The following is a 21,977-nucleotide window of genomic DNA, read 5'->3' on the forward strand; positions in this document are numbered from 1 at the left end:
CCAAGATTTATATCGGTCTGTTGTGAAACGTTTGGTACGAGATGTCTACCAAAACGACCACAGATTCGGCTCAGGCGACCGAGCACCTATATCGAGGTCTCAAAGTCCTCCGGGGATCCCTCCTCCTCTCTACCGTCTTGATCGGGATTATCCTGTTCCTCGTGGCGGTGTTCCTCGAGGTGGTCAACCAGAGTAGCGTGATGCTGACAGAACACGACGGCGTTTTTGCGGCGATGTTCGGTGTCTTCGGCATTTCGGCAGTTCTCGCGGGTGGTCTGTCCTACCTCGTGATCAAACTGCTGCAACGTCAGTAGGTTCGAACGGAGCTCAACACGTTACGTAGCCACTCGAGGCTCCACCGTTGATCCTAATTCTCGCTCTCGAGTAATCGGCTCGCACTGAAACGAGTCGCAACGGATAACCGGTCGGTACGTCGTCTTTCCGAAGCCATCGAGGGACCGTATCGGCCACGAGTTATTCTAAAGCAACCATGTAGAGTTTATTATGGAAATGTATTTATGCTATTGTTCGCAACGTAAGCACCGTATGCCGCAAGGTAACAAAGATGAGACTATCACTTCCGCAGAGGAGTATCTCACTCGTCGGAAGATGATGGCGGCCGCCTCAGCAATGGTCACCGGTGGCGTTGCCGGGTGCTTCAGCGAGGACACGAGTAACGGCAATGGTGGAAACGGCAATGGTGGAAACGGCAACGGTGGAAACGGCAATGGTGGAACCGCCACGATCAGAACGTTCATGCAATCGGTTCCCTCCGAACTTAACTGGAATACGTGGGCACCGAGCTACCCGTGGACCCCGTCGTGGTTGCTCCTCGAACCGGTCCAGCGGTACTACGCCGACGGATCGATGTCCCTCGAGCTCATCGAGGACTGGGAGTACGACGCCGATAGCCAGGAGCTGACGGTCCATCACAACGAAGAGTTTTCGTGGTGGAACGGCGACGCGGCGACCGCCGAAGACAAGTACTGGTACGGCGAAGTCGCACGCCTGCTCAATCCGGAATCGAGTGATTTCGCGGCGCTCACCCTCGAGAACAACGGAGGGACGATCGTCCGTGAGTACAAGGAGCCCCAAAACCCCGAACTCGTCGGGAACTGGCTCGGCGGCTACCTCGGTGAGATGATGCGAGGGCGCCGTGACAAGTTCCGCCCGTGGGCCGAAGAGCTCCAGGATGCGACGACCGACGACGAGCGGGTCAGCATCGAGGAGCGCATGGGCGAGGAGATGCCGCTCGACATGGACACTTTCATCGAGGAGGGACTCGGTCTCGGTGCGTTCCAGGCCGTCGATTACGACGATCAGGGCATCTACTGCGAACTGTACGAGGACCACCCGCACGCTGACAATATCGAGATCGACGAACTCGAGTACGTGCTCGCCTCCGGCGACGCCATCGCCCAGCAGATGATGGGCGGTGACCTCGACTTCGGGTTCGCACAGCTATCGAACTGGCTCGGGGATCAGAACCCCGATCACATGGAGACGATCGGCGAGTACGAGAACACGTTCATGCGGAAGCTCGAGTTCATGATGAACGGGTCGGCCTCCAAACACATCCGGCAAGTCGAGTTCCGGCGAGCAATCGCCCACTTGCTCAGTCTCGAGGACATCTCCGAGAACTTCGCCACGCCGAACACGGTGCGAACCGCACAGACCGGCCTTCCCGAGGCGGTCACCGAGCAGCGGATGGGCGACTACGTCGACGACTTCATCGAGTATCCCGTCGAAGCGGACAACGAGGGGGCAGCGGAACTCCTCAATTCGATCGACTACGAGCAAGACGGCGACAGCTGGGTGGACGACGAAGGCGAACCCATCTCGCTCGAGATGGTCGTCCCCTCGTGGGCCTCTAACCCCGCTCGTACGGTGGCAGACAAGCTCAACAATTTCGGCTTCGAGACGGACCTGTCCGTTCTCGAGGGCACGGCGTTCAACGACAACACCGAGGAGAGCATCGACTTCGACCTGTCCATGTTCAACCACGGTGCACTGATCGCTCACCCGTACGCGTACTTCCGGCCGACCCACGACGCCGGCAACAAACTGGGAACTCAGGACGTCATCGTGAACACGCTGGAGAACGGCGAGAGACGTTCGCCCTACAGCGGCAAGGAAATCATCGTCGAGCTTCCGGAGGAAGTCGGACAGGAGGACCTCTCGGGATCGACGCAGGAGGTCAACCTGTACGAACTCTTCCAGGAGTGGTTGTCCGCCGATACCGAAGAACGGAGTCAAGAGATCGCCGAAACGTTCACCTGGTTCTGGAACTTCTATCTCCCCGGAATCGATATGTTCCAGCCGAGGTCCGGTTCCTGGGGCAACACCGAGAAGTGGGAGTTCGCAACCGACAACAAAGACTGGCAGGCCTACCGTGGCGCATTCCACGCAGCGATGCGCGGGCACATCTCCCCGAAGTAACCGTAGTAACGACTGGACGAGCGATTCACCCTTTTTGACGCTGATCGATGCAGACGGGACCGCACGGTTCATCTGCAACACTGCCACACTCGAGTCGTCTTCGAGTTTCGTCGAAGTCAATGCCGAGTACTGTTCCGTGATTGTCCGTCTTGAGTACGATAGCCAGCCGCGACGATGATAACCGGAGCCGTGCTTGAGAGCCGAACCGAACGCTCATACGACAGTTCGGGTGACGAAAAACCGTATCCAACCGAACGACGCCCCGAGGACCCCTACTCCACTGGGAGCGACTCGAGCACGTCGGGGTCCCGGACGAGTACGTCGGCGAGTGCCTCCCCGGCCGTGTCCGGCAGCGGCGAGGGCAGACCGAGGCGGTCCTGTGCGTAGGTCGCGACGTAAGCGACGCCGTCGGGCAGGTCGCGGTACTCGTTCGAGAGGCCGAGGGAGACGACGACGACGACCGGCACCGTCGTTGCGAGTTCCTCGACGATCCGTTGCTGACCCGCCGGGAACGCCTCGCGTGCGTACGTCGTGACGACGGCGACGTCGACACCGTCGGCGACCGACCGGAGCGTTTCGAGGGATCGTTCCGGCGACTCGGGTTCCATCGTCGGCTTCGGATCGTCGAGCGTGCGAACGTCGCCGGGGGCGAGCGAGCAAGTGAGAACGTCCCCGAAGGCGGCGTCGAGGTGTGGTTCCAGTTCTGGGACGCCTCTGATGCCAGTCAACAGGACGGACGCGTCCGGCGAAAGCGGGAAGACGTCACCGTTGCCCAGAACGGAGAACGACCGCTCGTAGGCCTCGCGAGCGATCGATTCGTGCTCGACACTCGCCATCGACTCGATGGCCTCGAGCGGATCGACGTACCGGCGCTCCCCGACGTCGTAGCGGGCTTTCAGCGCAAGGATGCGCTCGACGGATTCGTCAATTCGAGATTCGGAGAGACGACCTGATTCGACCGCCTCGAGAATCGCGTCTCGCGTCTCGAGGAGGTCGTCGGCGGGAACGAACCCAGTGAGGACGAGGTCGGCCCCGGCTTCGATCGCCTGGACGGCAGCCTCGCCGACGGGGTAGTTGTCGGCGATGGCGTCCATCATCATCGCGTCGGTGACGACGACGCCGTCGAAGCCGAGGTCGTCCCGTAGGAGGCCTGTGAGAATTGTCGGGGAGAGCGTCGCCGGAAGCTCGGGATCGAGACACTCGACGACGACGTGGGAGGTCATGATACAGTCGACGCCCTCCTCGATCATCGTCTCGAACGGCGGCAGGTGCACGCGCTCGAGGGTCTCGCGGTCGTAGGTGACGTGCGGTAACTCCATGTGGGAGTCGAGTTCGGTGTCGCCGTGGCCCGGGAAGTGTTTGGCGACGGCGACCTGGTCTTCCGCGTGGATTCCCTCGAGCGTGGCCGTCGAGTACGTGGCGACCGTCTCGGGCGTAGTGCCGGGAGAACGAACGCCGATGACGGGATTGTCGGGGTTGGTGTTGACGTCGACGACTGGCTGGTGGTTCATGTTGAGGCCCATCCCCAGCATGTCCTGGGCGATGGCCGCCGAGACGTCCTTCGCGAGGTCGAGGTCGCCGGCGGCCGTCCGTCCCATGAGCGCCGGGTAGGCGCGGGTCTCGTGTCTGACGATGTCGACGGTCCCGTATTCGCAGTCCGCGGAGATCAACAGCGGGACTCCGGGATCCACGTCGGCGGCCCACTCTTGTAACTGATTCGTGTACTGGGCCATGAAGTGGGGTGTCACCCGGTGGTTTCCGTAGATCCGCAGTGCCCCCGGTCGGACGGTCTCGAGGACCGTTTTCATCTCCTCGGTGGGCCAGCCGGTGTCGGTCTCGAAGTTCCCGAGTCCGATGCCCGCGTGAATCAACTGTCCGACCTTCGCCTCCAGAGATAGCTCTTCGATGGTCGTCGGTGAGTCGGCCATACGCCCTCTCTCGAGCGATAGCTCAAAGGTCTTTCTGGAGCGGGCATTCGTGCCGCGCGGTGAGTCGACGGTCGAGACATCGCTCGAGTACTCGAATCACAGTCGAGCGACAGTCACCACAATCTACTTCCCGTCACTCCAGCAACCGTCTCGAACATGAGCCAGTACGAGGTTGCGTATATCGGAACAGGGCCGGAACCGGATAACCCAGTGTGGGGAGAGAGCGCAGCGATGGCCTATCGTCACGCCCGCGGCTACGACGAACACCCCGACTGCGTATCCGTTGCGTGTGCGGACATCGTCGAGGAGAACGCCCGTGCGTTCGCCGACCGAAACGGAATCGACGACGCGAACGTGTTCACGGACCACGAACGAATGCTCGAGGTCGTGAATCCGGACGTCGTCAGCGTCTGTACGCCGGTCCCAACGCACGCGGACATCGTCGTCGACTGCACGGAAGGCGGCGAAACGCTGCAGGCGATCCACTGCGAGAAGCCGATGGCCGCCACGCCGGGCGACAGCCGCCGAATGAAGACGGTTTGCGATGAGAACGGCGTACAATTGACGTTCAATCACCAGCGTCGAGTCGCGACGCCGAGTCAGCGCGTTGCCGATATCGTCGAAGCGGGAAGAATCGGCGACCCGACTCGACTCGAGCTCACGACGAAGAACGTCTTCGACTCCGGAACGCATCTGATCGATCTCTGCAACCTCGTTCTCGGTGATCCCGCCGTCGAGTGGGTGATCGGACAGATCGACTATCGGACGGAGAACGTGCGCTACGGCCACCACAACGAGAACGAAGCGTTCGTCCGGTGGCGTTACCGAAACGGCGTGGACGCCGTCGCAGCGACCGGGAACGACGCCGATTTCATCGACTGCAGTCTCCGCGTCCTCGGGACCGGTGGCGAAGTCGAACTCAACCCCGATGGCGACGCCCAGATTTGTCTCAAATTGGGCCCGACCGACCCGTGGGAGGAACTCGACACCGGCGAACCGCTCGCGGATATTCCAGCTGCCATCGTCGACGTCATCGAGGGCCTCGAAACCGACAGCGAGCCGGCATTGAGCGCCGATCGCGCGCTCGCGGCCCTCGAGATCAGTTTCGCCGCCTACGAATCGTCCCGCCGTCGCGGTCGAGTCGACTTCCCGCTCGAGATCGATGACAATCCACTGCTCTCGATGGTCGAAAACGGCGACCTAACGCCGCGGCCAGTCGACCGAGACGACGAGTGACTCAGGTGGGTGCTGGCGAGACCCAATCGGTTAAGACGATAGCATCGCATACCTCGAGTACGATGTCGGGACTATTCGCAGACGAGACGGTGATCGTCACCGGCGGAACCCGGGGAATTGGCCGGGCCATCGTCGATAGATTCGCGGCCGAGGGAGCGAACCTGGTCGTCTCCTCGCGCAGCGAAGACGACGTGACGACCGTCGCGGACGAACTGAGTGCAGAGTACGGCGTCGACGCCGTCGGCGTTCCCTGTGACGTCACGAACGCCGACGAGATCGAAGTGCTGGTCGACGCGACCCTCGAGCGATTCGGCGAAATCGACGCCCTCGTCAGCAACGCCGGCGGGTCGATTAACGACGACAACCTCCATCGAATCGACGAGGACGCGTGGGATCGTACCGTCGAACTCAACCTGAAGTCGCTCTTCCTGGTTGCCCGGGAGGTGCTCCCGCCGATGGTCGAGAGTGGCGGTGGCTCGATCGTTCACATGTCCTCGGTCAACGGCCTGGACGGAATCGGCCAGATCGCCTACTCCTCCGCCAGGAGTGGCGTCCTCGGCCTCTCGCGACTCATCGCGACGCAGTACGGTCGTCACGGCGTTAGATCGAACATCGTCTGCCCGGGGACCATCGAAACCGACCGACGAAGCGGGCAGATGGACGAGACCGGCGAGAGCCGCGCGTCGGACGAACACGACGGCGAGTGGACCCAGCGCGACCAGTGGATCGACCAGTACCCCACCGGCCGATTCGGCCGACCGGAGGAGGTCGCCGACGCGACCCTCTTTCTCGCCTCGGACATGTCTTCGTTCGTCAACGGCACCCACCTCGTCGTCGACGGCGGACTCACCGCCGGCCTGGACTGGAGCTTCCAGCAGCAAATCTTCGGGAGCGAGGAGACGCCGACCCGGCCGAGCAAACGGTAGGCGCGCCTCAAGAGGTTCGTCGCGCCGAGAAACGGGTTCGAAACCGAGTCCGCGTCGAGTCGAGGTGCGGACCGAGACAGTCAGACGCGCTTGGAGAACGTCAGACGTGCTCGGAGGCCCACACGAAGAACCTGAGCGGAAGGGCCGTCTCGAGCAGCGGATCGCCTACCCGAAGGTGGGCACACCGGTCGTGCATACCGAACAGGAGCGAGGACATCGTCGTTCGCTCGCACTCGACGTCCGGCTCCAGTCCGTCGCTTCCGGGCTCGACCGACACTCCGTCGGGACCGTAGCCGATCCGAACCGACTGCTCGCCCGCGAAGGCGAGTTCGACGCTTCCCTCGTCGGAGCGCCCGCTCTCGAGCCAGCGCTCCTCGAGTTGCCCCTCGAACGCCTCGAGTACGGCCTGCAGGTCGTTGATGCGGAACTTTCGATGCGGGCGCGCCGTCCAGAATCGGCTGTGACGAGAGACGATCGGCTCGAGCGGGTGCCTCGGCGGGACGCGCGCCGTCAGTTCGTTCAGGTCGAGCAGTGCCAGGACGTGCGAGAGCAGCGTCTCGAGGCCGCGTTCCGAGCCGCCGAACTCCTCGATCGTACGGCTGCGACTGGTTCGAGTGAGGCTCACGTACGCCGGGCCGTTTGTATTATCGTTGCCCCCGTCTCCGTTGCCGTTTCCGCCGTAGACGAACGTCTCTAGATCGCGCTGTCCGAGGACGGTCCGAGTCTCGTCCAGGTCACGGACCACGCGGTACGGTTCGGCCTCGTGGATCTCGTGGAGCGTCTCGAGGTGGGCGTCAGCCTCGTAGCCGACGACGGCTTCCGAGGCGGTTGCGTCGCCGTCGAACGATCGCTCGGTGAGTTTGTACTGGTACTCGGTGCCGACGTTCTCATAGCCGAAGTGGGCGTATCGCTGGCGGTTGCCGCTCAGATCGGAGAGGGGAAGCTCCTCGTCGGCCATCCGGTCGAACCAGAACTCGAGCAACTCGCTCATGTAGCCGTTGCCCCGGTACCGTCTATCGGTGGCGACGCCGCCGATGCCCCAGCATTCGACCGTTTCGCCGTCGACACCGGTCGAGAGGATCTGTGGGACCGCGCCGATGTGGCTCACAATGCGGTCGTCCTCGACGATGATCGCGTGGTGGTCGCTGTGGTCCGGATCGTATGCAAACGGGAGGCTGGCCTGCATTCCGCCGCGCTCGTAGGCGAAGTAGCGATCGAGCAGGCCCATCATCTCCGAGAACTCCTCCGGGGTCACGAGTCGCGGGCCGTTGGCGTCGGTCATCGCGACCACCGCTTTGCTGGTCGGTCGGATTCGATACGAGCGTCGGTCATAGAGTTGTCAGTTGGCATTGTCGATGAGCGTCGTGAGTTGGTCGAGTTCGTGCGTTGCAATCGCGACGTCGTCGCCGGGTTCGTCCTGGGGAACGCTACATTCGGCAGTGACGAATCCGTCGTATTCGGCCGCCGCCAGCGCCTCGAACAGGGGCGCGTGATCGACCTCGCCCTCGCCGAGCCGGCGGGGTCGATACGTCTGCAGGCCGTCAGCGGTCTCGAGGCGGAACGATCCGGGAAATTCGTCGGCATCGACGACCCGTTGCTCGTCCTTGACGTGGACGTGCCGCAGGTCGTCGCCCAGTCGGTCGACCGAGTCGGCACTATACTCCTCACCGACGAGGAACATGTTTCCGGCGTCGTGGATGACGCCCACGTTGTCCCGGCCGATGGCCGACAACAACTGCTTCGTTCCCGAAACCGTCTCGGAGAGCCAGCGAGCGTGAATTTCGATCAGGAGCGTGACGTCGTACGCTGCGGCCCGATCAGCGGCCCGCTGGTACCACGTCGCGGCCGTCTCGACGTCCTCGTCGGTCGCCTTCCACGGGGCCGGCCCGCCGGGATTGTGCCGAACGAGATCACAGTCGAGTAGGGTCGCGAACTCGAGGAATCGCTCGAGTGCCTCGAGCTGGGCCTCACACTCGGATCGGGGCTTGTCGACGTACGCACCCGTATAGGTCGCGAGACACGGGACGCCGAGGCCGTGATCGTCGAGTCGTTCCCGGAGGGCAGCGACCTCGTCGGTCGTCCGGTCGACGTCGAGGTGGGGGGCCCGGCACATCGGTTCGAACCCGTCGTAGCCGATTTCTGCCGTCAGATCGACGGCTTCCCCGAGGCTCCGGTCACGCAGAACCTTGCTGAACAGGGCTGGTTGAATCGCCATCTGGTGTACGGTATTCTCGAGTTACTATAAATACTGGCACGGTATCGGTTCGTCGTCGGCGCCAAAAATGAAACGAGGCGTCGCGGCTCGGGCGGGTGCGTGACGATCAGCCATCCTGTTCGGTCGAGCGATTGAGTGACGACCGGCGGTACAAACGATTAAGACCCTCGCCTCCATCGGACCCGATAGCACATGACAGCGACCGAGCTACGCGTCGTTCCTCGACCGCGTCGCGTCGAGGCGACGAGCGGAACCGTCCGATTCGAGCCACCGTTTACGCTCGCCGCGGAGGCGGACGTCCCCCCTGTCGTCGGCTCCCTGTTCGAGACGCTCCTCGAGCGAGAGACGAACGCCCCGGTACGGCGGGGAACCGACGACGCGGACGTCAAACTACGCCTCGAGGACGATTCCACCGATGCGGTCGACGATCCGGAGGGGTACGTCCTCGAGGCGAACGCCGACGCAGGAACGGTAACGATCCGCGCCGCGACCGCCGACGGCCTCCGACACGGCTGCCAGACGTTCGTGACCGAAATTTCACGAGTCGATGCGGGCGACGGCCACGAACAGTGGACCCTTCCCGCCTGCGAAATCCACGACTGGCCGGAGTCGTCCTGGCGCGAGTTCATGCTCGACCCGGCTCGCGGCTTTTTCCCGGTCGAGCAGGTGAAACTACGGATCGACCAAGCCGCGCGGGCGAAGTACAACCGACTCCACCTCCACCTGCTCGACGACGAGGGGTACGCCCTCGAGTCCGCGGCCTATCCCAAATTGAACCAGGATGCAGACGGTACGGCCCGCCCCGCGTACTCGCCGGAGGACGTCGACGAACTCGTCGCGTACGCTGGCGACCGGGGAATCGACATCGTTCCCGAAATCGACGTTCCGGCCCACGCCAGTCACCTTCTCGAGCGGTATCCCGAACTCCGGTGTACCGTCGATGATGGCGAGCCCGCCGACCGGACGATCTGTATCGGCTCCGAGGAGACCGTCGAGTTCGTCGAGACGTTGCTCGGGGAGGTGATCGAGCAGTTCCCATTCGAGTATGTGCACGTCGGCGGCGACGAGTGGGAGATGCAGGGATACTCCTGGAACGAGTGCGTCGATTGCCAGGCGAAGATGGCCGCGGACGGCTCCGAGACGGACACCGAGCACTTCTACGCGTTCGTTCGCCACCTCCACGACTTCCTCGCCGGACACGACCGCCGGACGATCGTCTGGAACGACCAGATCGACATCTCGAAAACGCCCGACCTCCCCCGAGACCTGCTGATCCACTTCTGGCGCGTCGCGGCGCCCGACCGGGGTCCGGTCGAGGGCTGTAGTCTGGAGCGATTCCTCGAGGAGGGGTTCGACGTGATCAACTCCTACGTCCACGCGGCCTACGTCCGGGGCTGGATCACGGAGGACTACATGCTCGGGTGGACATCCACGCGTCGGCCGACAGTGCCGGACGAACGGGCGTCGCAGGTTCGCGGCGGGGGGCTGCTCGCGTGGGAACCGTCCGACGAGGCGGAGCGAGCGTACTTCGAGCGCGCCCTCCCGTCAGCGATGCCGATCTTCGCGGATCGACTCTGGAACTCGACGAGCGTCGACGACCGGGAATGCTATTCACGGTCGGTGACCCGACACGCACTCGGCCCGTTCGTCCCGGAAGGGTTCGACGTGTATCGCGAACTGGGCGGACTGATTCTGCCGACGTGGTGGAAACGCTCGTCCGGAACGCTGCTCGCCCACGTGAATCGTTCGTTCCGGGATCGAACGCCCGTACAGGCCGAGGCGGACTACCGATCAGCGATCGAGACGCTCTCGAGGCTGCGCGAGGCCGATCGGACGATCTATCCCGAAACCGCGTCGGCGTACGAATCGTCACTTGAGTGGCTGGTCGAGGTCGCCGAGCGAGACGGTCGGGGCGTTCTCGACCGGCCCTGAACACTCCTCGAGTCCCTCTCGTAGGCCCTTCGGTGGTCCTCTCGTGGCTCCCTCGTGGTACCTTCGGGTCCACTCCGAACCCTATTCTGGCCTGGCAACCGAATTTGAGCCCCTATCGGAGCGAAATTCTTCGGGGTGCGGATTCGGGTGCAAAACGCTCAGCGCGCGACGAGTACGTCAGATCGATTTTGACAAATTAGAACCGGGAGTAACGGCAAAATCATTAGCCAGAGCAGACGCCTGTTTTATATATCCGAGATATGTGATAACGACGCCATAGTTTTCGAAAAGTATATTGTGTTATAAAATAACGTGTGGGTGGATGTCATATGACAAGCCACGTCGGGACCGTAGCGAGCGGTCTCGAGAAGAACTGGATTCAGTAATCGAACGGTCGAACGACTTCGACGTCTCGCGGCGATCGATTCTGGCGACGACGGGTGCCGGCATTCTCGGCGGACTCTTCTCGAGCACGGGGACGGTCGGCGCCGCGGAGTCCGACGCGCTCAACGCGAAGACCCGAACCACGATCTGGACCGACGAGATGCGAGCGAACGCCCGACGAAACATCGGTCGGTACGACTGGGCTGCGAGTCAACGAGACACCGCCGTCGCGGAAGCCGACGCTCGTCTGGAAAGGTTGGGGCCCGACCTCGAGAGCCTCTGGAGCCTGGTCACTGCCCAGGGAATCCCCCGTGGCGGCGGACTGGTGAACCAGCGCGAGATTCTGGGCGGCTACCACGATTCGGGCGACGACCGCCTCTGGAAGATGAAGGCGGAAGTCGACAATCCGCACGGCGACGGGAAGCTCACCGTGCCGACGAACGACTTCGCCGCCTACCGCGAGAGTGGCCTGGACGACCGGGGGATGTTCGATCCCGACCTCGCCGACGACTCGTTGCTGGTCAACGAGGAACACCCCGAGATGGGCGAGGGCTGGGGCGTCGACGACGGCTGGGGCTGGGTCGACGAGAACGACGACCTGGGCGGCGGCGCCGGCACCAGGTGGAACTTCGTCGCCTACTACAACCACTGGCACATCTGGCGCCCCGGGGGCATTCTTGGGCTCGTTCGCCGCCTCACCGATGCCTATCTCTACACCGGCGACCAGAAATACTCGAGGGCGGGTACCGTCCTCCTCGACCGCATCGCCGACGTCTATCCCGAAATGGACCTCACCGAGTACACGTTCACGCTCGATGGGTTCTGGAACAGCCACGGCGGCCGCCAGACGGGGAAGGTAGTCGGCGCGTTCTGGGAGTCGAACCTCATGCGGCCGATAGTCCGCTCCTACGACGCGTTCTTCCCCGGCATGGAGGACGACGACGAACTCGTCGTGTTCCTCGACGACAGGACCGACGAGTACCCCGGCCTGGCGGAGAAAGACTCGGTCGAGAAGATCCGAAAGAACATCGAGGACAGTATTCACCGCGAGATTTTGCCGGCGAACAAGAACTCGAACATGATCGTCGCGAGCGGCGGAGGGAGCGCACTTGTGCAGGCCGCTCGCGCGCTCGACGAACCCGACGGCTACACCCGAGAAGCGATCGAGTGGGTCTTCCAGCCCGGCGACGAGTACTTCGACGGCGACGTCTGGAACGAAGAGCCCGAGAACTGGTACACCACCGGCGGAAACATCCTCACCCCGCTGGTCGACCGGGCCGACCGCGACGGATACTTCGAGATCGAGGCGCCACACTACAACCGCATCCCTCACAGCTCGGTTCGACAGGTGGCCGACTACCTCCGGGGGTACGACGCGTTCGACGGCGCGGACCTTTACCAGCACCCAAAACTCCAGCAGTCGCTCCTGCAGAACACCCACCTGCTGTTGATCGACGAGTTCACCCCGCAACTCGGCGACGCGCACGGCCCGTCCGCCGTCGAGTGGAGCCAGCCCTCAGTCGAGGAAGGGTTCAAACTGACGGGCGAGCCGATTTTTGCCCAGTTGTGGCACTATCAGAACGGCTACTCGACGGCGGGGATCAACGGCTCCATCTTCGACGCAGAACCCGAGAACCTCAGCGACGACGTACAGGCGATCATCGACGCCGAGGGCCCCCTCGACCTCCCGAGCCAGAACCTCGCGGGCTACGGTTTTGCCGCGCTCCGGGACGGCGAGAACTACCTGAACCAGTCGTTCGGGACGACCTACGACACGTCAGAGCTGTTCGCCGACGCCAGTACCGAAGTCAACGACAGCTTCGACGAAGCCATTCAGTTCCAGTGCTACGAACCCGGCGAGTGGTGGACCTTCGAGTTCGAGGCCGACGAAGCCGGCGAGTACGACCTCGAGATCGAATCGCTGTTCGTCGGCTCCTACGGCATCTACAACCTCTTCCTCAATGGGGAGCAGGTCGACACCGTCGACTTCTACAGCCCTTCGTTCACCCGCGACACGATTACGTACACGGTCGACCTCGAGGCCGGGATCAACGAACTCCGCTTCGAGTGCGTCGGCAAGAACGACGACTCGAGCAACTACCTGATGGCGCTGTACTACCTCACCGTGGTCGGCGAGGACGAGCGGGAGGACTGGGAGAACGCCAAAGAGTTGGGCAACGCCAAGCGCGCGTTCTGGATGTACTACGGCCGAACGGGCATCGACGCGGGTGGCAGTACCCACAACCATGGCGACGCGCTCAACCTCGGCGTGGCAGCCCACCAGCTCGAACTCTCGCCGGACCTCGGCTACCCCGAGCGGACCGGTAACTGGCCGAAACACGACTTCACGAAGGGGACAATCAGCCACAACACCGTGACGGTCGACCGGTCCCGCCAGGACGAACGGTGGGTCGCCACGCCGCGCCACTTCGAGGGCGAGGACGAGCGAGTGAACCTGATCGACGTGGACGCCTACCGGGCCTACGAGCAGTGCGACGAGTATTGCCGAACGACCGCGATGATCACCGTCGACGAGGAAAACTCCTACGCCGTGGACTTTTTCCGCGTCGCCGGCGGCGACGACCACGTGTTCAGCTTCCACGGACAGGTCGGCGAGGCGACGGCCGAGGACGTCGACTTCGTCCCCCAGGACCGCGGCACCTACGCGGGTGAGGATATCCGGAAGCCGGACTACGGCGAGGAAACCGACTACAACCGCGAGGTCGGAAGCGGCTTCAACTACCTCACGAACGTCGAACGCGACACCGATCCCGGTTCCAGCGTGGCCGTCGACTGGAACGTCGAGGACTACTGGAATCATCGCGACGACGACGCCGACGGCGTCCACCTACGCTTGACGTCCTTCGGCGACTTCGACGAGGTCGCCCTCGCGGACGGCCACCCGCCCGACCGAAGCGGGAATCCCGACTCCCTGCGCTACGCGCTCTTGCGCCGACGGGGGAGCGACCTCGAGAGCGACTTCGTCTCGACGGTCGAGCACTACGAGGGCGAGCGCGCCGTCGAAAACGTCGAGAAGGTAATCGTCGAGGGCGGGCAGGGCCACGCCGTCAAAATCGAACTGACGAACGGGCGCACCGACTACGTCGTCTGTTCGTTCGAGGAGACCGACACGCTGACCGTCGACGACACCTTCGAGTTCAAGGGCTTCTTCGGCCTCTACTCGGTCGAAGACGGCGAGTCCGAGTACGCCTACGTCCAGGACGGCACGCGGCTCAAGCCCCTCGACGAACCCGCGCTCGTGCAGGAATCGGTCGGTCGCGTGCAGGGCATCGTCGAGGACTTCACCCGCGAGATGAGCCTCGAGAACGAACTGACGATTCGTGTCGGGGGAAACGGAAGCCACCTCGAGCGCCACGCTGGCTTCGTCTACGTCGACAACGACGACTCCGATCCGTGGCGAGGCGAACCTGATCCCGAGAACCCGATCGAGGGGCGCGGCCAGCGCGGCCAGGGCAACGGCGCCTACCCAATCGAGGCGCTCGGAGGCAGCAACGGAAACCTGGTGACGGTCGCCACTGGTCGCCAAACGTTCACCCGGGACTTCGTCGACCCCGACCAGCTCGAGGACGGCGGCTACAACTACATCATCGACGACAACGACGACGTTCGGATTCCGTTGACGTCGACCTGGTCGGCAGAGTAATCGACGTCCGCTCGCTCTCCAAAGGGTCGATCGTCGTGGCTGTCGGCAATCTTACCGCTCACGGAGTTCGTCGGCGTGGGCTTTCACCTTTCGAATCGCAGCAGGGATCGTCCGGATGCCCTCATCGTCGGCGAGCAACACCGGGTGGCTGTAGGCGACGTTCTCCCTGCACAGTCGCTCCGCACCGGGAAGGTGCAGGTTCCAGTAGTCCGGGACGTCCGTTCCGGGTGGGAGAAGCCGCCGAACCTGATCGCGGAAGAACGCCGGTTGCTTGTAGATCGGTACTTCGTAGCCGTCGTAGACCGGCACGCCCTCGGCGCGCACGGCCTCGATGAATCGGTCGCGGCTGAGCCCACCGAACGCCTCGGCGTCGTAGCGAACGTTCTCCAGACAGTAGCCGCGAGCAGTGATGCGATCGTCTCGCGGTTTCGTGTGAATTCCGTCGATCTCCTCGAGTTCTGCGAGAAGCAATTTCTCGTTCGCTTCGCGGCGGTCGTTCTCCTCTGGTAGCTTCTCGAGCTGGCCGATCGCGACGGCGGCCTGGAACGCGGACATCCGGGAGTTCGAGGAGAGTTTGTAGTGACGATATCCCGTCTCACCTTGCGAACGACCGATGTTCTGCATGACCCGGGCTCGTTCCGCGAGCACGTCGTTGTCGGTGACGACGATACCGCCTTCGCCGCTGGGTAGTGACTTCGACTCCTGAAACGAGAACGTCCCGAAGTCCCCGAAGGTGCCGACCTTCTGGCCGCGCCACTCCGATCCCTGCGCGTGGGCCGCGTCCTCGATCAGGAAGAGGTCATGTTCCTCGACGATCGGCAACAGTTCGTCCATGTCAATCGGATATCCCGCGAAGTGGACGCCGATGATCCCAACCGTGTCGTCGGTGATCTGCTCGCGCACCGAATCGGGATCGATATTGAACGTCTCGGGGTCGGTATCCGCGAATCGCGGGATCGCCCCCACGGCGGGAACGACGCTTGCACTCGCGATGAAGGAGTAGGAGGGGACGATCACCTCGTCGCCGGGCTCGACGCCGACGGCTCGGAGCGCCAGTTCGATCGCGACGGTCCCGTTGCTGACGGCGATCGCGTGTTTGGCGTCGTGGTACGCGGCAAATTCGTCCTCGAGACGTTCGATCCACGGTCCGCGACACCAGTTGCCGCCCTCGAACGCTTCGAGGAGATACGCTCGACTGGTATCGGTCGGCTGTGGCCACTCCGGAATCGAGAGTGCTTCGGCTGCCTTCGGTCCGCCGTCGATGGCAAGTTCGTCCATAGGTAGCCCTCTCATTTCTGTGCCGGTATAAAGATACCGCGACTCGGTCCGACTCTTAGGTCCGAGGACTCCCGTCCCTCCACAGTCGAGGCGACTATCTTTATGCCGGCCCCCTTCGACTGTCCCGACATGCCAGCACTGTGGACCTATCCCTGGACCCTCGAGCGCGAGGGACTCGAGTCGGCCTGTGAACGGCTCCGCGATCACGGCATCGACGCGATCAACGTGGCCAGCCACTATCACTCGGTTCGATCGATGCAACCCCGGTTCCCCGACGACCTGTTTCGCGCCTACGGCGGCGGCTGTTACTTCGAGCCCGGCGAACGGTTCGACGACCTGCCGATCGAGCCGCCGGTCAACCGCGTCGGCTCGTGGGACGATCCGCTTGCGGAAATCGTCGACGGGGCACACGAACACGGGATAGCCGTCAACGCGTGGACGGTCTGTCTCCACAACACGCGACTGGGATCGACGAACCCCGACTACCGGTTCGAGAGCGCGTTCGGCGACGCCCACGACCACTCGCTGTGTCCGTCTCATCCCGCGGTACAGGACTACTTCGCTGCAGTCGTCGGATCGATCCGTGACCGTGGCGTCGACGAGATTCAGCTCGAGTCGATCGGCTTCCCGAGCGCGTTCCACGATCACGGATCGCAGTACGGCCACGACAAGCGCCAGACGGTGACGACGGAGAGCGAGGCGATGCTCCTCTCACAGTGTTTCTGCGACGGCTGTCGATCTGTCGCCGCGTCACACCGGGTCGGCCTCGAGCGAGCGCGAGAGCGCGTCCAGGACCTCGTTCGCCCCTCGCTCGGCGACCCGAACGCCTTGTTGCCACCGATCGAGGACCTTCGCGAGCGAGAACCGCTCGTGGACGACCTGCTAGAGTTCCGGGCGACCGTGATCGAGACGCTACTCGCACGACTAGCGGAGGCGTCCGGTTCGACGCCGCTCAACTACTACGCGATGGAGGCGTACGGCCAGGCGCCAGCGGCGCTCCCCGCGGCGGGCGTCGATCTGGAGCGCCTCGAGACCCACCTCGATCGGGTGACGGCGCTGTGTTACGTCGCCGAGACCGAGACGGCCCGCGAGCGAATTGAGGCACTCGAGCGGGTCGTCGACCGTCCGATCGATGCCGGCATCACGCTCGCTCCGGCCGTCCTCGACGGGCCCGACCAGGTGGCCGCCCTCGTGGATGGGATTCGATCGGTGACTGACGGCCGACTCTCGATCTATCACCACTCCCTGCTGACGGAGACCCACCTCGAGTGGATCGACGACGCGCTCGCGTAGCGGGACTCGTTTGTTTCCGTCCGGGAGCTGACCGCTATCTCGGCTCCGACTCGAGCACGATCGCGAGCGACCGGAACGTTTTCGTCACCCACCGGCCGTACTGTAGCCATGTCCAGACGAATGCTGGTGATCGGCGCGCACCCCGACGACCCCGACATCCGCGCCGGCGGGCTGGCGTGTTCGTGGGCGGACGCCGGCCACGACGTCCGGTTCGTCTCGATGACCGACGGCCGCGGCGGCCACCACGAACAGAGCGGGAGCGAACTCGCCGAGCGACGTCGACGGGAGGCCGCTGCGGCCGCCGACACCGCCGAAATCGAGTACCGCGTCCTCGAGAACCCGGACGGCCGACTCGAGCCGACTCTCGAGAACCGCGAGACGGTCATCGAGCTGATCCGAGAGTACGACCCCGACATCGTGTTGACCCACCGGACGAACGACTATCACCCGGATCACCGGTACACCTCACAGCTGGTTCGAGACGCGGCCTACATGGTCACCGTCCCGAACGTCTGTCCGGAGACGCCGGCGCTCGAGGACAACCCCGTGTTCGCGTACCTGCTCGACACGTTCGAGCGGCCGTACCCGTTCACGCCGGACGTGATCGTCCCGATCGACGACGAACACGTCGACTGCAAGTACGACGCACTCGACTGCCACGAGTCCCAGATGTACGAGTGGTTGCCGTACAACAAGGGCGAACTCGAGGCCGTTCCCGACGACCCCGACGACCGTCGCGAGTGGCTCGAGACGGACCCGATCCCGGGACTCGCGGAGATGCGCGCGACGGCGGATCGGTTCCGCGACGACCTGATCGAGCAGTACGGACCCGAACGCGGCCGGGGGATCGAGTACGCCGAGGCGTTCGAGGTGTCCGAGTACGGCGGCGACCTCACGCCGGCTCTCGCCTCGGATCTCGTGTCTCCCTGATTTCGGGGCGACGAGGGGCTCGAGCGGGTCTCGACGCTCGAGCACCGTCTCATCTGGATTAACTATAGTGGCCGAAAAGCAGCCGAGGGCCGCTGGAAGCGATCCCTAGTACGTCCTCGAGTAGTCAGCCGTGACGCTCGAGCAACGCCGTCGCGTGCTCGTCCCGTCCCGTCCGTCGAAGGTGCTCGGCGTAGTCCTCGAGCGCGTCCCACGTGTAGTACGGTCCCTTGCCGCGGAGGACCTGCCACATCGGATCAGTGACGGCGTTTTCGGCGCCGGGGTTGCCGCCCCGCTCGCCACGGGCGGCCTCGAGCAGGCGGTCGTCGACCCACTGCTGGAGCGTGCTCAATCCATCGCGGACGACGTCGGGGTGCTCGTCGGCGAGGTTCGTCGTTTCGTGCGGGTCGTGAGCAAGGTCGAACAGCATGAGGTCCTCGAGGTCGCTCTTGAACGCATCGTGGTAGGTCTTGATCAGCAGCCAGTCGTCCCAGCGAACGGCCCGCTGGCAGGTCCAAGTTCCCTGACTGAGCACGAGGCGTTCGCGGCCGCTCCTGTCGTCCGTCTCGCCGCCGGTGACCGATCCGGTAAACGACCGCCCGTCCCAGCCCTCGGGTACGTCGCCGCCGATGAGGTCGACGAGGGTCGGTGGGAGGTCGAGCTGGTACCGAAACTCGTCGTCGACGCCCGGTTCGATTCCGGGACCGCGAACGATAAGCGGCACGTTGCAGGTCGGTTCGTCGGCCGTCTGGTGGTCGCCGTAGACGTTGAGTTCGCCCAGGTTCTCGCCGTGGTCGGCGCTCACGACGACGAGCGTGTCCTCGAAGACGCCGGCATCGCGCAGGAGGTCGAATAACTTCCCGACGTGGTGATCCATGTAGTGGACGCCCACGTCGTAGCCGTCGACCATAGTCTCGAAGTCCTCGCGCGACGCGACGTCCGGGGGCATCCTGGGCGCGTCTCGTTTGTCGCCCCAGCTACACAGGTCCTGTGCGCTCTGGGCGCCGGTCCCCTGGTAGTGGCACTCGATCACGTCCTCGGTTGGCCAGTCCGGGGCGGGGTCGTCCGCGAACGGGTGGCCGTACTCGAGCGGCGTCGTGTACTCGGTGTGGGGGTCCCAGAAGTTGGCGTGGAGGTACCAGTCGTCCTCGGCGGCGTGTTCGTTGAGCCAGTCGTGGGCGTAGGGGTAGACTTCGTCGGCCCGCTCCGAGCCGTTGCCGCCGGTGTCGTAGAGTTCGTCGAACCCCTCGACGACCTGCCAGGCGTCGTGACGAGCGGGAAACGGGCTGATCATCGCCGTGTCCAGCCCCTGTTCGCCGAGAATCGTGGCGAGCGTCCGGAAGCGTCGCGGGTAGCGTTCGCCGCGTGCGGGACCGTGTCGGCGCGGGTCGGCGTTTAGCCCGCCGTGATTGATCACGCCGGTGTGGATGCCGAACCGACCGGTGTAGAACGCCGTCCTCGAGGGGAGACACGGCGCGTCGGACGCGTAGACGTTCGTGAACCGGCGCCCGTCCGCGGCGATCTCGTCGATGTTCGGTGACGTCTCCCGGTGGTAGCCGTAACACCCGAGGTGGTCGGGTCGCAGCGAATCGACGTCGATGTACAGTATCCGCATGTGGTGAGATTCTCGTCCAGAAGAATAGGTGTTGTCGTCTGCGTCTGGGTCATCGCCCTCACAATAGCATCTCGAGATCCCGACAAACGGTGCCGTCCTCGAGTCGGCGCCTACTCGCCCCCGGAACCGACGTGGGCGGCGATTCGCTCGACGACGTACTCGGCCTGGTCGTCCGGGAGACATCGCGGATTGATCGTGAACTGGGATTGGTGGACGTCGTCGGCGCCGACGAAGATTCGCGGGTTCTCCGCCCGGAGCCCCCCGACCAGCGACACGGTGTCGACCGGCGACCGCCCTTCGTCGACCGTCACGACGACGCTCGTGACGGCGTCAGTCTTCCCGGCGTTGATGAGGTCGGCGTCGAGACAGTCGATCCCCTCGAGTTGACCGGCGATTCGCTCGGCGCGGTCGTGCCACTCGTTGAGTACAGCCTGGTCGTCCTGCTCGATGAACGCGTCGAGGGCGGCGATCAGTCCAGCCAGTTCCTCCTTGCCGACCTTCATCGATCGGCCAATCCCCTGCCGGGGGACGCCGGGGAGGTCGTCGACGTCGACGAGGCTCTCGGGCGGGTCGTACACCGGCTCCGAGGCGTGCATGTCGAGGTGCTGGCGGGCGACGGATTTGATCAGGTCCTCGCGTCCGGCGAGGATTCCAGAGGATTGGGGGCCGCGGATCGCCTTCCCGCCGCTGAAGGCAACTAGGTCGGCGCCTTGTTCGACGAATTTCGAGAGGTTCTCGGTCGGCGGCAACTCGGCTGCCGCGTCGACGATGACCGGGACGTCGTGGTCGTGGGCGATCTCGACGACCGTCTCGAGCGGCGGTCGCGTGTAGGGTTTCTCCATGTAGGCCACCGCGACCGTCTCGTCGGTGATCGCCGCCTCGATCTCCCACGGTTCGGTGTTCTCGGACCCGGTCCCGAGGGTGTAGTCGTTCGCCCCCACGTCGACGATCTCGGCACCGGCGACGCGCAGGGCGTGGTCGTAGCCGTTGCGGTGGGTCCGGGGCATCACGATCTCGCTCGGTACGTTCTCGGTGTCAGGCAACTGCGCCATGACCTCGAGGTCGTCGCCCGCGATGCACGCGGCTGCCGCCAGCGTGAGCGCGGAACTCGCGCCGTTAGTGACGTAGCCGGCGTCGGCGCCGGTCGCCTCGGCGATACGTTCGGAGGCGGCTGCCTGCAGGTCCGAGAGACGGACGAACGCCTCCGCCGCGCGGTTCATCGCCTCGAGGGACTCCTCCCGGATGAGCGTGCCGCCGATCCGCGTTTTGGTGCCGGTCGCGTTGACCACCGGCGGGACGCCGAGGTCGTCGTAGATCGTGTCTCCGTCGAGCGTCATCGGGCGATCACCCGGTTCTCGAGGACGCCGACGCCCTCGAACTCGACCTCGACGACGTCGCCCGCGCTCAACTCGTCTGGCCCGAAGGGCGTCCCGGTCGCGATCACGTCGCCTGGCTCGAGGGTGATGAGTTCGGAGACGTCCGAGACTAACTCCGGCACCGTGAAGATCAGGTGTTCGCGGGTGCTCTCCTGTTTCGTCTCGCCGTTCAGGCGCAACTCGAGAGTGGCATCGTCGGGCACCTCCTCGGGTGTGGCCACCACGGGCCCCATCGGGAGCGAGGCGTCGAAGGCCTTCCCGCGGACCCAGTTGCGTTCTTCGGCCTGGTCGTCCCGGTTCGAGATGTCGTTGAGGCAGGTGAATCCCTCGACGACGTTCATCGCGTCGTCGACCGAGACGTCGCGACACTGCTCGGCGATGACGACGCCGAACTCGGCCTCGAACTCGACGCTCTCGCGTCCAGGCGGTAGTTCGATGGCGTCGCCGTGGGCGACGACGCAGTTGGGTGTCTTCAGGAAGAGTTCCGGACGCTCCGGTCGGTCGTCGAAGCCGGACTCCCGGCGGTGGTCCATGTACCCACCGGCCTGGCAGATAATCTTCGTCGGTTCCGACGGCGGGAGGACGTTCACCTCGTCGGGATCGTACGTCTTGCCGTCGGCGACGATGCCGTCGTCGGTCCACTCACCGCGTCGTGCGTAGCCAGTCTGGTCGTTGAATCGTACCGTTCGCATTGTCACTCGAGCATTCCCGCGAGACACCAACGTTCTTTCGATCCCGCCAGTAATCGGCCGGTCGAACCGGTA

The 21,977-nt window shown here is 64.1% G+C and carries 15 protein-coding genes; 8 read left to right on the forward strand and 7 right to left on the reverse strand.

Translation table 11 applies throughout. The features are described 5' to 3' along the window. Nucleotides 1–41: 41 nt before the first annotated feature. Nucleotides 42–314 carry a hypothetical protein gene (locus NGM29_RS11735; protein ID WP_254156394.1) on the forward strand — a complete coding sequence of 91 codons (273 nt, stop codon included), beginning with the start codon at nt 42–44 and terminating at the stop codon, nt 312–314. A 232-nt stretch (nt 315–546) separates the two neighbouring features. Beyond that, the gene (locus NGM29_RS11740) at nt 547–2,439 is read left to right on the forward strand and encodes an ABC transporter substrate-binding protein (RefSeq protein WP_254156395.1); all 1,893 of its coding nucleotides are present in this window, start codon (nt 547–549) and stop codon (nt 2,437–2,439) included. A gap of 272 nt (nt 2,440–2,711) precedes the next feature. Here the strand turns inward: NGM29_RS11740 and NGM29_RS11745 are convergent, their stop codons facing one another. Next, nucleotides 2,712–4,367, reverse strand: a complete 1,656-nt coding sequence (locus tag NGM29_RS11745) for a glycoside hydrolase family 3 protein (protein ID WP_254156396.1) — start codon at nt 4,365–4,367, stop codon at nt 2,712–2,714. A gap of 231 nt (nt 4,368–4,598) precedes the next feature. Between NGM29_RS11745 and NGM29_RS11750 the strand changes: the two genes are divergently transcribed. Both NGM29_RS11750 and NGM29_RS11755 read left to right on the forward strand, forming a co-directional pair. Beyond that, a complete protein-coding gene (locus tag NGM29_RS11750) occupies nt 4,599–5,603 on the forward strand; it encodes a Gfo/Idh/MocA family protein (protein WP_254156397.1) in 1,005 nt (334 codons plus the stop codon). A gap of 62 nt (nt 5,604–5,665) precedes the next feature. After that, nucleotides 5,666–6,529, forward strand: coding sequence for an SDR family NAD(P)-dependent oxidoreductase (locus NGM29_RS11755; protein ID WP_254156399.1), 864 nt, complete (start codon nt 5,666–5,668; stop codon nt 6,527–6,529). 100 nt (nt 6,530–6,629) lie between these two features. Here NGM29_RS11755 and NGM29_RS11760 read toward each other — a convergent pair whose 3' ends face one another. Beyond that, the gene (locus NGM29_RS11760) at nt 6,630–7,811 is read right to left on the reverse strand and encodes a GNAT family N-acetyltransferase (protein ID WP_254156400.1); all 1,182 of its coding nucleotides are present in this window, start codon (nt 7,809–7,811) and stop codon (nt 6,630–6,632) included. 57 nt (nt 7,812–7,868) lie between these two features. Next, the gene (locus NGM29_RS11765) at nt 7,869–8,744 is read right to left on the reverse strand and encodes a sugar phosphate isomerase/epimerase family protein (protein ID WP_254156401.1); all 876 of its coding nucleotides are present in this window, start codon (nt 8,742–8,744) and stop codon (nt 7,869–7,871) included. Nucleotides 8,745–8,936: 192 nt separating this feature from the next. Here NGM29_RS11765 and NGM29_RS11770 point away from each other — a divergent pair, with 192 nt between their 5' ends. After that, nucleotides 8,937–10,676 carry a family 20 glycosylhydrolase gene (locus NGM29_RS11770; RefSeq protein ID WP_254156402.1) on the forward strand — a complete coding sequence of 580 codons (1,740 nt, stop codon included), beginning with the start codon at nt 8,937–8,939 and terminating at the stop codon, nt 10,674–10,676. A gap of 322 nt (nt 10,677–10,998) precedes the next feature. Next, nucleotides 10,999–14,724, forward strand: coding sequence for a heparinase II/III domain-containing protein (locus tag NGM29_RS11775; RefSeq protein ID WP_254156403.1), 3,726 nt, complete (start codon nt 10,999–11,001; stop codon nt 14,722–14,724). A 51-nt stretch (nt 14,725–14,775) separates the two neighbouring features. On the opposite strand, the gene NGM29_RS11780 is transcribed toward NGM29_RS11775, so the two are convergent. Continuing rightward, nucleotides 14,776–16,002: a DegT/DnrJ/EryC1/StrS family aminotransferase gene (locus NGM29_RS11780; protein WP_254156404.1), complete on the reverse strand. Its 1,227-nt coding sequence runs from the start codon at nt 16,000–16,002 to the stop codon at nt 14,776–14,778. Between the two features lie 129 nt (nt 16,003–16,131). On the opposite strand from NGM29_RS11780, the gene NGM29_RS11785 reads away from it, so the two are divergent. Together NGM29_RS11785 and NGM29_RS11790 are read left to right on the forward strand one after the other, a co-directional pair. Beyond that, nucleotides 16,132–17,295 (forward strand): type 2 periplasmic-binding domain-containing protein, encoded by a 1,164-nt coding sequence (locus NGM29_RS11785; RefSeq protein WP_254156405.1) that lies wholly within the window; start codon nt 16,132–16,134, stop codon nt 17,293–17,295. A 108-nt stretch (nt 17,296–17,403) separates the two neighbouring features. Beyond that, on the forward strand, nt 17,404–18,225 hold the full coding sequence (locus NGM29_RS11790; RefSeq protein WP_254156406.1) for a PIG-L deacetylase family protein: 822 nt from the start codon (nt 17,404–17,406) through the stop codon (nt 18,223–18,225). A 124-nt stretch (nt 18,226–18,349) separates the two neighbouring features. On the opposite strand, the gene NGM29_RS11795 is transcribed toward NGM29_RS11790, so the two are convergent. From NGM29_RS11795 to NGM29_RS11805, 3 genes are all read right to left on the reverse strand, one after another. Continuing rightward, nucleotides 18,350–19,837, reverse strand: coding sequence for a sulfatase family protein (locus NGM29_RS11795; protein WP_254156407.1), 1,488 nt, complete (start codon nt 19,835–19,837; stop codon nt 18,350–18,352). Nucleotides 19,838–19,947: 110 nt separating this feature from the next. Then, nucleotides 19,948–21,174, reverse strand: coding sequence for an aminotransferase class V-fold PLP-dependent enzyme (locus tag NGM29_RS11800; protein ID WP_254156409.1), 1,227 nt, complete (start codon nt 21,172–21,174; stop codon nt 19,948–19,950). Next, complete coding sequence (locus NGM29_RS11805) at nt 21,171–21,905, reverse strand: fumarylacetoacetate hydrolase family protein (protein ID WP_254156411.1); 735 nt, start codon at nt 21,903–21,905, stop codon at nt 21,171–21,173. Before NGM29_RS11805 ends, NGM29_RS11800 begins: the two co-directional genes overlap by 4 nt. Nucleotides 21,906–21,977: the final 72 nt, after the last annotated feature.

Source organism: Natronosalvus rutilus, assembly GCF_024204665.1.
Classification (GTDB): domain Archaea; phylum Halobacteriota; class Halobacteria; order Halobacteriales; family Natrialbaceae; genus Natronosalvus; species Natronosalvus rutilus.

What these genes read in the sequence shown, in the direction of transcription:
- NGM29_RS11795 (WP_254156407.1), bottom strand. Translation starts at nt 19,837, where the DNA reads ATGCGGATACTGTACATCGACGTCGATTCGCTGCGACCCGACCACCTC.
- NGM29_RS11755 (WP_254156399.1), top strand. Translation starts at nt 5,666, where the DNA reads ATGTCGGGACTATTCGCAGACGAGACGGTGATCGTCACCGGCGGAACC.
- NGM29_RS11800 (WP_254156409.1), bottom strand. Translation starts at nt 21,174, where the DNA reads ATGACGCTCGACGGAGACACGATCTACGACGACCTCGGCGTCCCGCCG.
- NGM29_RS11775 (WP_254156403.1), top strand. Translation starts at nt 10,999, where the DNA reads ATGTCATATGACAAGCCACGTCGGGACCGTAGCGAGCGGTCTCGAGAA.
- NGM29_RS11780 (WP_254156404.1), bottom strand. Translation starts at nt 16,002, where the DNA reads ATGGACGAACTTGCCATCGACGGCGGACCGAAGGCAGCCGAAGCACTC.
- NGM29_RS11785 (WP_254156405.1), top strand. Translation starts at nt 16,132, where the DNA reads ATGCCAGCACTGTGGACCTATCCCTGGACCCTCGAGCGCGAGGGACTC.
- NGM29_RS11750 (WP_254156397.1), top strand. Translation starts at nt 4,599, where the DNA reads ATGGCCTATCGTCACGCCCGCGGCTACGACGAACACCCCGACTGCGTA.
- NGM29_RS11770 (WP_254156402.1), top strand. Translation starts at nt 8,937, where the DNA reads ATGACAGCGACCGAGCTACGCGTCGTTCCTCGACCGCGTCGCGTCGAG.
- NGM29_RS11740 (WP_254156395.1), top strand. Translation starts at nt 547, where the DNA reads ATGCCGCAAGGTAACAAAGATGAGACTATCACTTCCGCAGAGGAGTAT.
- NGM29_RS11745 (WP_254156396.1), bottom strand. Translation starts at nt 4,367, where the DNA reads ATGGCCGACTCACCGACGACCATCGAAGAGCTATCTCTGGAGGCGAAG.
- NGM29_RS11765 (WP_254156401.1), bottom strand. Translation starts at nt 8,744, where the DNA reads ATGGCGATTCAACCAGCCCTGTTCAGCAAGGTTCTGCGTGACCGGAGC.
- NGM29_RS11805 (WP_254156411.1), bottom strand. Translation starts at nt 21,905, where the DNA reads ATGCGAACGGTACGATTCAACGACCAGACTGGCTACGCACGACGCGGT.
- NGM29_RS11735 (WP_254156394.1), top strand. Translation starts at nt 42, where the DNA reads ATGTCTACCAAAACGACCACAGATTCGGCTCAGGCGACCGAGCACCTA.
- NGM29_RS11790 (WP_254156406.1), top strand. Translation starts at nt 17,404, where the DNA reads ATGTCCAGACGAATGCTGGTGATCGGCGCGCACCCCGACGACCCCGAC.
- NGM29_RS11760 (WP_254156400.1), bottom strand. Translation starts at nt 7,811, where the DNA reads ATGACCGACGCCAACGGCCCGCGACTCGTGACCCCGGAGGAGTTCTCG.